The 11,276-nt window shown below is 49.1% G+C and carries 10 protein-coding genes; 1 reads left to right on the top strand and 9 read right to left on the bottom strand.

Going from position 1 to position 11,276, the window contains the following annotated elements; all coding sequences use genetic code 11:
* The gene (locus MMC1_RS15385) at nucleotides 1-771 is read right to left on the bottom strand and encodes a hypothetical protein (protein WP_011714558.1); all 771 of its coding nucleotides are present in this window, start codon (nucleotides 769-771) and stop codon (nucleotides 1-3) included.
* A gap of 24 nt (nucleotides 772-795) precedes the next feature.
* Entirely contained in the window at nucleotides 796-1,557 is a 762-nt protein-coding gene (locus MMC1_RS15380) for an MlaA family lipoprotein (RefSeq protein ID WP_011714557.1), read from the bottom strand.
* A gap of 396 nt (nucleotides 1,558-1,953) precedes the next feature.
* Between MMC1_RS15380 and MMC1_RS15375 the strand changes: the two genes are divergently transcribed.
* On the top strand, nucleotides 1,954-2,628 hold the full coding sequence (locus MMC1_RS15375; protein WP_011714556.1) for a Tgt2/MlaC family protein: 675 nt from the start codon (nucleotides 1,954-1,956) through the stop codon (nucleotides 2,626-2,628).
* 137 nt (nucleotides 2,629-2,765) lie between these two features.
* Here MMC1_RS15375 and MMC1_RS20490 read toward each other — a convergent pair whose 3' ends face one another.
* From MMC1_RS20490 to MMC1_RS15340, 7 genes are all read right to left on the bottom strand, one after another.
* Nucleotides 2,766-5,672, bottom strand: a complete 2,907-nt coding sequence (locus MMC1_RS20490) for an ATP-binding protein (protein ID WP_011714555.1) — start codon at nucleotides 5,670-5,672, stop codon at nucleotides 2,766-2,768.
* A gap of 11 nt (nucleotides 5,673-5,683) precedes the next feature.
* The gene (locus MMC1_RS15365) at nucleotides 5,684-6,598 is read right to left on the bottom strand and encodes an ABC transporter substrate-binding protein (protein ID WP_041641281.1); all 915 of its coding nucleotides are present in this window, start codon (nucleotides 6,596-6,598) and stop codon (nucleotides 5,684-5,686) included.
* A gap of 418 nt (nucleotides 6,599-7,016) precedes the next feature.
* Entirely contained in the window at nucleotides 7,017-7,352 is a 336-nt protein-coding gene (gene soxZ, locus MMC1_RS15360; protein ID WP_011714553.1) for a thiosulfate oxidation carrier complex protein SoxZ, read from the bottom strand.
* A gap of 52 nt (nucleotides 7,353-7,404) precedes the next feature.
* The gene (locus MMC1_RS15355; RefSeq protein ID WP_011714552.1) at nucleotides 7,405-7,878 is read right to left on the bottom strand and encodes a thiosulfate oxidation carrier protein SoxY; all 474 of its coding nucleotides are present in this window, start codon (nucleotides 7,876-7,878) and stop codon (nucleotides 7,405-7,407) included.
* A 529-nt stretch (nucleotides 7,879-8,407) separates the two neighbouring features.
* Nucleotides 8,408-9,688 (bottom strand): NAD(P)/FAD-dependent oxidoreductase, encoded by a 1,281-nt coding sequence (locus MMC1_RS15350; RefSeq protein WP_011714551.1) that lies wholly within the window; start codon nucleotides 9,686-9,688, stop codon nucleotides 8,408-8,410.
* Nucleotides 9,689-9,710: 22 nt separating this feature from the next.
* Nucleotides 9,711-10,352 carry a c-type cytochrome gene (locus tag MMC1_RS15345; protein WP_011714550.1) on the bottom strand — a complete coding sequence of 214 codons (642 nt, stop codon included), beginning with the start codon at nucleotides 10,350-10,352 and terminating at the stop codon, nucleotides 9,711-9,713.
* 136 nt (nucleotides 10,353-10,488) lie between these two features.
* Nucleotides 10,489-11,067 carry a DUF302 domain-containing protein gene (locus MMC1_RS15340; RefSeq protein WP_011714549.1) on the bottom strand — a complete coding sequence of 193 codons (579 nt, stop codon included), beginning with the start codon at nucleotides 11,065-11,067 and terminating at the stop codon, nucleotides 10,489-10,491.
* Between the last annotated feature and the right edge of the window lie 209 nt (nucleotides 11,068-11,276).

Raw genomic sequence — 11,276 nt, 5'->3', positions numbered from 1 at the left:
TTAAATGGGTAAAAATACCGCTGAGGCCATAAATGAAAAGACCTGTTTAATGGTCCGTTTACTTTTTTGCGCCATAATCTGCGCCATAAGATCTTGCAGGGCTATCAACTTACCCGTGGTACGTTCAAAGCTCAGATTGGGTGGTTCAGCGGCATCCCCTAGGTGGATGCTGTAGAGATAGGGCTCCCCCATGGCTGTGCGGGTATTAAACAGCCGCCAAGCCGCCACCTCTATATTGCGGGCGCAATTGTAGAGCTTTTGAGGGTGCAGGGTGTCTTGAAAGGTAGGAAATTGGTCGAACATGTTAAAGGAGCGCTTGCCTTCGTAGGAAGCATGGATCATGTAACCCAGCCCAGCAATAAAAGCAAATACGCGGTCCCCTTGATAGGTGTCATCAAAAGCAAGGTAGATAGCTTCAGGCCCAAAATGGTCGTTTAACTCAGCAAACTTCCAATCATGTTCCAGCTCAAAGAGCTGCTGAAGCCGCTCGCCATAACCGGTGGCGTTAACCTTCGCCAACTCCCGAGGGTTGCGGAGATAGAGTTTTTCCGCCAGATTACGCAACTCCTTCATAACCGCCATAAGGGTGGTTTCCACCACAATGTTGGTTTCTGATTTAACCAGATCCGAAAGCTCAAACTCGGCATTGCGGGGATGCCACTGAGGATCCCCCGCTGAGGGTGGGGTGGCGCAGCCACTTAAATAAATCAGCATAAAAAAACCGCTGAGCCAAAGGCTAAAGCGGTTTTTATGGTTGGGATGGTGTCTCACAGCCATCTCCTGATGCAGAACGGATTAGCGTTTGATTTCGCGATCTCGTATCTGTTTATAGCCATTGCGAACCGAAATATAGGGATCAATCGCCGCAGTTTTAATGCTCTCGTAGTCACCGAGACCCAGGGAGGTACGGTTGACCGTTTCCACCGCACGCACCCCAACTTGGGTCCATGTGTCGTCAATATAGGTCACAGGGGTCAAGAAGGCATCGCCCACCAAGCCAAAGGTATCGCGCACCGAAGAGGCCCCCAACACAGGCCAAACGATGTAAAAGCCTTCGCCGGAGCCATAGCTACCAAAGGTCTGGCCAAGATCATCTTGGTGCGAAACCAGATTGTGGTAGTCACCTGCAATATCAAACAGACCCAAAAGTCCAACCGTCGAGTTGACGGTAAAACGGGTAAGCTCAATGCTGGCCTGCTCCATTTTACCCTGCAACAGTGCATTGACGAAGTAGATGGGCTCTTTCAGATTAAGGAAAAAGTTGCGCACAGCATGTCGACCCGCCTGGGGTATGATGGCGGCATAACCTGTAGAAACTGGTTTCAAAAGCCAGAAATAGAGCTTGTCATTAAAGGCAAACATGGCTCGGTTCCAGCCTTCCAGGGGATCTTCAATGGCCTTGCCTTGGTTCCATAGATCGGCATTATGCTCATCAAATTCCGCCAAGATGTTATCATCCAAAAAGCCGAGCTGTTCTTGGGCTTGAAGGGGATGGGGCAACAACATCAACCCCACGACAATCCCTAAAATCCCGAACCATTCCTTGTAAGTGGACATGATTGTTTCCTATTCACCCTGTTTGGATCTGCTGGCTTTTAGTACCACACATTTTAAGTAAGCGATAGTGCGTCATAAACGATCATTTTTCAATGGCCCGAGTGCATCATAACGGAAAAAAACGCACACTTCAGCAAGAGAAGCGCGCAAACTCCATTTTTTTCGAACGTTTTTCGTAACAGTTTGATCTGGCTGTTACAAGAGGCTATCGCGCCGTTATGCCTAGTCCTGTTACTGTGAGTCAAAAAATGCAAAAAAGGTGCATTAAATTATGCTAGCGCCTCATTTTTCACACGCTAAACCTATGCATGCGCGACACAAGTATGGTATTAAATCAGCCATAATCCCCCGAGCTTTACCTGCTCTTGTACGTATCAAAAGTCGTGAGTGAAAATAATGATACAGCATCGTACCTTGGCCATACTCTATTTTTTGGTGGCACTGCTACTGCCCCTGTCAAGTCAGGCAGAACCCCCCACCGACCCTCCCGCAACCGATGCCATTCAGCGCTCGATAAAACTGGCGCTGGAGTTGTTGCGCGATCCTGCCATGGCCAAACCCGATATGCTGGAAAGCCGACGCGATAAATTGCGCGCGCTTATCTATGGACATTTTGATTTTGCCATGATGTCTCGGGGGGCCATCGGTAGCTATTGGTCCAATTTTACCCAAAAACAGAAAGAGAGCTTCATTGATCTGTTTCGGCAGACCCTCGAAGATGCTTACCTGGATAAAGTGGAATCCTATCGCGGTAAAGGGGCCGAATTTGCCCCAGAACAGCGCAAATCGGCCCGGATTATCATCCTGGATAGTCATGTGGATCTCGGCGGAACCCCTATTAAGTTAACCTATCTCTGCTTGGAAACCCCACAGGGTTGGAAAGTGGTGGATCTGGTTTTGGAGGGGGTAAGTATTATCGCTAACTATCGAAAACAGTTCCAATATCTTCTGCAACAACACGAAGTTGAGGAGATGTTGGAGATGCTCCGTAAAAAAATTGAATCCAACCGACAAGCCCGCATGCATGTCATTGATGAGGCAAAAGCGGCTGAAAAAGCGTCCAACTTGTAGGGCGTTTGTGCAAGCCACACATAAAAAAGGGCCTGCTCCAAACACGCAGGCCCTTTTTTATGTGTGGCCCTAGTTAGAATCACAGCTTACCTTTGGTGCCAGCCTGCCCAACCTTGCGTGTGCAAAGCCTTCTCGATCTACAGGGTAGGGGAGACAGCGTAGTGGGCCAAAAAGGCCAGCAACTGCTTTTTACGTATGGGCTTGGTTAAAAAATCATCGCAGCCTGCCTTCAAACACTTTTCCCGGTCCCCCTTCAAAGCGTGAGCGGTGAGGGCAATGATGATGGACGGCGGAAGCTCATCTAACGCTTCACGCAGACGGATCTGGCTGGTAGCCGTATAACCATCCATAACGGGCATCTGCATATCCATTAAAACCAGATCAAAATTCGAATCTTGCAGCCGATCTAGGGCTTGCTGCCCATCCTCTACAATCTCTAAATGGTAGGGTGTGCTTTTAAGGAAGGAGCGAATGAGTAAGGCATTATCTGCTGAGTCCTCCACCAGCAGGATCTTAAGGGCACGCAACGGTGCTGTCACATCAAGGGGTGGCAAGGCGGCCTCCTCCGCCGCAGGGAGAGCGCAAGGCGCCTCACTAAGGGGCAAGGCCAGCGTAAAGCAGCTTCCCTGGTCAGGTTGACTTTCCATGCGGATCTCTCCCCCCATAAGATCCATAAGCTTTTTGGTGATCGCCAGCCCTAAGCCCGTACCACCATGTTTACGTGTCGCAGTAGAATCAACCTGATGGAATCTTTCAAAAATTTTATCATGATGACGGGGATTAATGCCCGCACCACTATCTTTTACCCTAATTTCAAGACCATTGGCCATCGGTTGGGCAGAGATCCAGATCGAGCCTCGATTGGTAAACTTAATGCCGTTCCCAACCAAGTTAATCAATACTTGACGTAGCCGCCGTTCGTCACCAATCCAGTTTGGTGAAAGGCCCTCAGCAATTTCCAAATGCACGGACAAACCCTTATGCTTGGCGCTCGGCTCCAACAGCGTGCTCACAGAACGCAGCAATTCGTAGAGATCAAAGGGAGCCGTTTGTAGCTGTTCACGGCCCGCTTCTAACCGCGAAAGTTCCAGAATGTCGTTGATCAAGGTTAAGAGTGCTTGTCCAGCCTTGGCTTGCACAGTGAGAAATTCAAGCTGTTCCTTTTTGGAAGGTTGCTCTTGTAGCAACTCGGTTATGCCCAAAATGGCATTCATCGGGGTACGGATTTCATGGCTCATCATCGCCAAAAATTCGCTCTTGGCTTGACTGGCTGCTTCAGCACGCTCTTTGGCGACACGTAGCGCCAGTTCAGTCTCCTCACGCTCTAGTTCCATGGCGGCTCGCCCTGAAAAAATACCTAAAATAGAGCGTGCTAATTCAATATCCGTTAGGGGCTGGACGTCCATAACAACCAAAATCCCCAAGGGCTTGCCATCGGAGCGAAACAGTGGTGTGCCCATGTAACTCTCCACCTTCAGTTCGGCAAGCAGGGGGTCGTTGGGAAAATGCGTTTGCACATGCTCCGCATACACGCTGGTCTCTTTGCCGATCACTTCCGCACAAGGAGTGTCCGCTAATAGGTAGTTAAAAGGGGCGCCCTGGCGGCCATTCGCCCACACCGAAGTGGTTTCGATGCGTGGCATGGGATCCTCATGAAAACGACCCACAAAAACAAAGCGCATCTCCAAAGATTCTGAGATATTACGCACCAGTTCACGCTGAAAAGCCTCCCCCGTAACCTTCGAGGTGCCTTGAATAATCGTGCGGGTTAAGCGCTCAGTCCGACGATTGGCGGTGATATCATTAAAGGTTACCACAACACCGGTAACCTGACCTTGCTCTAAGATGGGCATGACAGTATAGCCTACTTGCAAGGTATGCCCACGCATATGCACAAACCGCCCCTCGCCTTGTTGTGGCTGGTGGTTGGTAAGGGTAACGCCGATGGGATTGGGGTTTTTACCTGTGCCATCATGATACCACAGCGAGAGGCCCGATTGCCCTAACATGCTCTCAATAACACCACCAAGCATATTGGCTGCGGCCGGATTTATAAATTGAATTTTACCGGTTAAATCCAAGCCAAACACGCCTACTGAAAGCGACTGTAGAATGCTAACCAGCAGGGTTTTACTCTCCCGCAGCGCTTCTTTATTTTGATGCAGTTGATCATTCAGTCGGCGCTGCGTGGTGATGGCTTGTTCTAAATCATCATTGCGTTCAAGTAACAGATGATTGGCCGCTGCAAGTTCATGGGTGCGGCGGGTTACTTTCAGCTCTAACTCAGCCTGATATTGCGTTAAATCTTGAAATTGTTGATGGAGTGTGGCAGACATCCGGTCAAGGGCGGTGGAAAGCTGGCCAACCTCATCGCTGCGTTGCGTGGGGGGACCCGTCTCAAAGTGACCTTCGCTAATGGCACGGGCTTGCTGAGAAAGAATCTCAACAGGCTTAATAATAAGCCGCACCAGCACAAAGTTAAGCAACAGCGCAATCAGGCCGAAGGTGATGAACATATTGATCACGATAAGGGTGATCTCATGCCAAACCCGGTCATCGACCTCTTTACTGTTAAAACCGAGACGAATAACGCCAATATGTTGTTTGGTTTGATCAAAAATGGGTAACGCGACATCATAATAACGCTTGCCATCAAAACGGTTATAAATTTGCCAAATGGGTTCGCGGGTATTGGTACTTTTGATCGCGGCTTCGTCTTTAAAGTGACGTCCAATAAGCTGTGCATCACTGTGAAACAGCACCATGCCTTGCAAATCCGTAATAGCAGCATAGGTAATGTGTGGGGTTTGCTTGACAATATTGCTTAGCTTTGTATCCATGCCGTCCAACGAGTTCAACGGCAAGCCAAGCGAGAGCATCTCGTTAAGAATATCATTAATGCCGTGGCCTATGCCAAACGAGCCTCTGAGGAGAGCATCGGTATAGGTACTGCGAAAGCTTGCCACATTTAGCGCCGTGCTACCGCTGAGCAGCAGGGCTAAAATGGCTATGGTCAACAGCAAGATCTTGTGGTTAAGGCGCATGAAAGACCATTCTATTTAATGACGTTGTCGCCAGCGAGTTGTAAGAGCCCAACAGGCACGGAAATATGGTATTGACGGGTTTTGGGTAAATCGATGGCATAACCAAACTGGGTTGGCCACTGGGGTATAATGTTGGCAACCACTTCCCCCTCCAAGAGTCGTTTGATCATAAAAGCGGCCTGCTGACCGATGCTGGTGTGAGAAGGATAGATGACCGCACTAGCCCCCCAATTTTGCATAACATCCTGCCGAACCAGCCCTATTAATGGTTTTTTGGCATGTTCATAAACCGTTTGTGCAAAGGCACGCCGGGATCCTAACTGATCATTGGGCTTAATAAAGGCATCAACTTGGTTATCCAACGCTTGAATGATCGGTATCGCGGCTTGGGCCATACGGAGGTCCCCTTCCTCACCCAAAACCAAGGGAACGGCACGATAAAGGATACGTATATCCTTAAACTCGGGGTCATCTTGCAGCAACGCTTGTAGCCATCGGTTATAGCTGTGGGACTGAGGCATGTCGGCAAAAATTAACCCAAAAGTTCGAGCTTTTGGGAGCAATTGACGAATAAAACGTAGCCTGGCTTTGACGGGTACGGGATAACAAACCCCCGTAAAATTAGCTTTGGGAGGAAATTTAAACCCATCAATCACACCAATACCAACCGGGTCTGTGGGGGAAGCAAAGACAACCGGCGTCTGCTGCCCCAAAAGTACATTTTTTGCGGCAATGGTGGCGACCGTACCGCCCGTATAGAAGAGATCAAACTTATTCAATTGAGCCTTTTCTAACAAGGTCATGCCCTGTTGTACATCGTTCTGTGCAGACTCAATGGTGATGTGCAAATTCTCACCACGACGGTAACCATAAGCTTGTAAACTTTGGATAAGCGCATGGCGGACTTCGTCATAAGGCAAGCCCAATTGGGACTCCAAAATATAGAGGCGAAAAGGCGATTGTTCTGCCGCAAAGGCTAGGGGTGTGCAAAGCAGGCATAGCAGTGAGATCAATAAACGGAATGGTCTATAGCTAAGGGCGTGGAGTGATTTCGTACAAAGCATCGTTGACCTGTCCAAACATAGGCAAAAGACTAAATCAATCACCAGTTTAGCGAAATAAACCAATAAGGTCTATTAAGAACCGAAGTTTGCACGTTTTGAACCAAACGGATTGTTAAAACCCCAATTCAAGGCGGGCGGCCAGATTCTTGGCCCGACCGCTCCTTGGTCGATCCGTTGTTAAACAAAAAAAGTGTCCAGTCAGGGGCGCTGAGGATCTGCTTGAGCACGAAAAAAGAGACCGCCCGAGTAGGGCGGTCTCTTTTGAGATAATTAGCGTCGGTTAAGCGACGGTGAGATCAAACTTCTCGTTCCAGGATTCCCCCTTGTTGTCGGTCCAAGTGACCTCAACAGGACCTGATTTGGTGGCTTTCAGGCTAAAGGAATAAAAGGGGTTTTTAGAAACGCCACCCGACCACTCAGCAGAGATCACCGTGTTACCCAGATAGTTGACCTCTACCTTGGCAACATAGTGCGCCGGATAGGTCTCGCCCGTGGCGCGATCCTTACGAAACCCAGATTCCATGGGGTGCTTAATCAGGGTTTTAACGTCCACCATAGAGCCGGCAGAAACAGCCCCATTGGGGCCGCGAACTTTAGGGGAGCCGATATTAGCCATGTTCACATTTTCCTTATCGAAAGGTTGGCACGCGTCAAAAGAGGGCGCATGATCATGCGCAACCACCCTCAGCCACATTGATATTCTTTACGGCTGCATAGAGCTTGCCGGTGTTGGACTTAGCGACTACCCGCAGTGGCGAAGTTTTTGCGATTTTGATGCGAACCTCAAAATCGACGCCACCCAACTCAGGTTTGAAATCAAACTTGGCGATAAAAGGTGCGGGGTTGTTGTCGACAAAGATGCCTACACTTTCAATAAAGTTGCCCGGTTCCATGGGGTGGTCAACCTTGATTGGAACACGCACCAGCGAACCGTTTTCAGCAGTATCAGGGGTACTTAACACGACTTTACCTTCCGTCACATCAGAACCACCCATTTTGGCTTTGATGCTATCCATCACATTTTCAGCGGCCCATAGCTTGCCCGGTTGTGCAGAAACGGCCGCAACACCCAGACCAGCAGCACCTACGGTGCGGAAGAAACCACGTCGGCTTACGCCCATCTTTCCCTCCTCAGTTACCATTTACGGATCTCCTAAGTAAATCGATCTCAATGCGGGCCTTTGGCTAAGACCAGATAATTTTCTTAAAACGACTCACTAGAGAGTATCAAACCCAACCGAACCTCTCAAGCATGATCCTCTGTTTTTCGCAACCAAGAGAATGAATATTTCTTGGAGCATGACGAAATTGTAAAAACAGTGTAACAAAAAGAAGAAGATAAAAAAGCTTGAAAGGGGGTGCTCCATAAAAAGCGAACCAGAGCCCCTTTTTACGCGGTACCTTCTTTAAATAATGCGTGGGTATCTAGCTCAAATAGAATATTGCGGGAGTTTGATAGGCAAAATCTATGCGCGCAGAGACCATAGCCCGATAGGAAGAGAGGATTTATTGTAAGAGCAAGGCAAAACAAACAATGCCTGTACAATTAAAGCCTTTCAAATATTAACCGGAATGGGCGCAGCCTGCTAAAACACCAGAGATATCTAGAGCGACATAAAAAAACGGAGCCCAAAAGGGCTCCGTTTAAGATCAAGCATACAACCATGATGCTTAAGCGAAGGTATCGGCCATGATGCTTTGATACCAAGACTCAGCATAAAAAGCCTCTTGCTTACGGTGGGCCTTGCTGGCCGTCGAAGGAGAGAGACCGCCGGATTTTTTGGTGATTTTACCATCCTCAAAAACCGAAACCAACGCAACAGAGATGCCGTAGTCTGGTGCCAACAAGCTGTAACATGTATTGACATAAGAAGGCATCGGCGCAGGTTTACCCTGAAGAGCAGCGACCACAGCCGCCGCCGCCACTTTTGCTTCGGAGTTCGCGGCATAGCCAGATTTGGGCAGGCCCGCTGCGGCGCTGGAGTCACCAATGACATAGACATCTTTGGCCAAGGTAGACTCAAACGTTTTAAGATCAACAGGACACCAGCCAGACTTATCCGTCAGGCCAGAGGCAACGGCAATGGATCCCGCTGTCATGGGCGGGATGATGTTGATACAAGAACTCTTGTATTCACCCATGTCGGTGTAGACAGTACCGGTCGCAGCGTCAACTTTAGTGACTTTACCGCCTTCTGCAGCAGGAATCCACTCGATATAGTTGGGCTCGTAGCCCAACTCTTTCCAACCGCCACGGAACAGGCCCATTTTGGAAAACTTGTCTTTAGGATCCAAAATGATCACTTTGGACTTAGGCTTGTGCTTTTTCAGATAGTGTGCCACCAATGAGGCCCGCTCGTAAGGCCCAGGAGGGCAGCGGAACGGGTTTGGTGGTGCCACCATGACGAAGGGTTCGCCATCCTTCATCGCCGCCAGTTTGTCACGCAACAACAGGGTCTGAGGACCCGCTTTCCATGCGTGGGGCATGCTGGTATGGGCAATTTCTTTGGTCAAACCAGGAATGGCTGCATAGTTAAATTCAACACCCGGTGAAAGAACCAACTTGGTGTATTTGAACTTACCACCTTTGGTGGTGACCGTCTTAGAACCAGCATCAATACCCGTAACCGTGTCGATTACCACATCAATGCCATGCTTTTTCAAACCATCATAGCCCCACTTCTGTACTTCCATGTCACGGATACCGATGATGACAGGGTTGGACAAGGGGCAAGAGTAGTAATATTCGTTCTGCTCAATCAAAGTCACCTTAACGGTGGGATCGGCCATACGAATATATTTGGCTGCAACAGCGCCACCATAACCGCCCCCAACAACAACCACATGGTTGCCGTGGCTATTGGCAATGGCAGGAGCAGCGACACCCATAGCACCAACGGCCGCAGCAGCGCCAGTGGTTTTAATAAAATTACGACGTGTCAGTTTAGACATGCGAAACTCTCCTCTCCCCCGCTTACTTCTGGCTGGCGTAGAAATGGGCAATGGCCTCAAGCTCTTCTAGAGAAGCATTATCAATATTCTTCTTCATCTTTTTGGGCTGAGGAACCTTCATGTCAGGATTTTTATAATCCTGCATCTTGATCAATAGATAGTCCTGCCACTGACCCGCGACACGAGGGGTGTCATCTTCCATGCTGCGACCATTGTCTTCATGACACTTTTTGCATTTTAAAGATTCGTGCAGTTTGGCACCTTTAGCAACCAGAGCATCATCCACCTGATTGAAAGGGGTGCCGGTTTTCATGCTAAGACGTGCATTGGCGACATTGTTCCCCCACTTTTGTGTAGCGAGGTATTTAGAGAGCTCGGTAATCTCTTCGTCGCTGTAACCCTTGGCAATGCGATCCATAATAGTCGCAGGGCGCTCGCCAGATTTAAACTCCTTCATCATGTTGACCAAATGTGCCGCAGGTTGCCCCGCGATGGTGGGCATCGCAGGACCAACAGCTACGCCATTGGTACCGTGGCAACCTGCGCAAGTGTTAGCAAGCGCAGCGGCGGTGATGCCTTCGGCGCGAGCATCCGCACCCATCATCATCCCGCTTGTTACCATGGCTGCTGCCAAGAACAGTGTCTTGATCTTATTATGTTGCATCTCTCCCTCTCCTCCCGTACAGGAATGGCTAGGTTGGCCCTTATGTATCGGACCGGTTTAACCGGCACCCCCGTTGTGTGCCGGCGTTTAAAAAAAGCTGTTGGTACAGCATTCCAACCCATAAAAGGGCAGCGGCTTAAAATTCCCCTTGGGCCGCGCCTTGCATAATCTCACGAATGACATTACTCACCCGCATGGCTTGCTTCTTGAGTTCTGGGGGGAGCTCCCGTCCGCCGTAAATCATCATATCTAAGTTCATAGAGTATAAACGGATTTTACCATCCTTACCCTGCACAACAGAGATACGACAGGGCATAAAGCCGGTATACTCATCCCGATAATCGGCCATCATTTTGCCGACACTGGCGTCACAAAAAGACATGAAAGAAATATGACGGTAAGGCTCGCCGGTTAAAGCCTGGACCTGTTTGTAAAAAGGAGCCTCTCCCACAAACAAAAAGCTACGTGCTGCGGCCAAACTTTTCAGAGACTCCTTGACATCTTCAATAGAGATATCAGGTTTGACCTCGGCCACCCACATCATCGCCACGCCAGGGTCTTTGGAGGTCAAGAGATCCGAGGCAAACTTTGAGTACATCTTCTGGTAGCCAGGATCAAACTCTGCCAAAACAGGGGCCAGCTTGACATAACCATAGAGACCAGCTGCGATAGCAAGGGCCCCAACTAATGCGAACAAGTTCTTTAAGAATCCCATGGATTCACTCCATCCTTGTTTAAAAGGGTTTTACCTACTGTCCCCCCGGCAGCACCTAGTCACAGTACCCACCCGCTGACTGCGGGATGAGGTATTCACGCTGCGATTATTAGGAAAACCTTATAATCGAAGAGAAAATCGCCTTATCTTGGCCTTTTTACAGGGGGATTGCAAGCCCATTTTCATAATAATTATGGGCCTCATTTTAT

The sequence above is a fragment of the Magnetococcus marinus MC-1 genome (assembly GCF_000014865.1).
In the GTDB taxonomy this organism is placed as follows: domain Bacteria; phylum Pseudomonadota; class Magnetococcia; order Magnetococcales; family Magnetococcaceae; genus Magnetococcus; species Magnetococcus marinus.
This window is presented reverse-complemented; position numbering and strand designations above follow the sequence as displayed.

Bases quoted from the DNA above. Each gene is read 5' to 3' on its own strand.
- MMC1_RS15380 (WP_011714557.1), bottom strand. From the start codon at position 1,557: ATGTCCACTTACAAGGAATGGTTCGGGATTTTAGGGATTGTCGTGGGG.
- MMC1_RS15355 (WP_011714552.1), bottom strand. From the start codon at position 7,878: ATGGTAACTGAGGAGGGAAAGATGGGCGTAAGCCGACGTGGTTTCTTC.
- MMC1_RS15350 (WP_011714551.1), bottom strand. From the start codon at position 9,688: ATGTCTAAACTGACACGTCGTAATTTTATTAAAACCACTGGCGCTGCT.
- MMC1_RS20490 (WP_011714555.1), bottom strand. From the start codon at position 5,672: ATGCGCCTTAACCACAAGATCTTGCTGTTGACCATAGCCATTTTAGCC.
- soxZ (WP_011714553.1), bottom strand. From the start codon at position 7,352: ATGGCTAATATCGGCTCCCCTAAAGTTCGCGGCCCCAATGGGGCTGTT.
- MMC1_RS15375 (WP_011714556.1), top strand. From the start codon at position 1,954: ATGATACAGCATCGTACCTTGGCCATACTCTATTTTTTGGTGGCACTG.
- MMC1_RS15340 (WP_011714549.1), bottom strand. From the start codon at position 11,067: ATGGGATTCTTAAAGAACTTGTTCGCATTAGTTGGGGCCCTTGCTATC.
- MMC1_RS15345 (WP_011714550.1), bottom strand. From the start codon at position 10,352: ATGCAACATAATAAGATCAAGACACTGTTCTTGGCAGCAGCCATGGTA.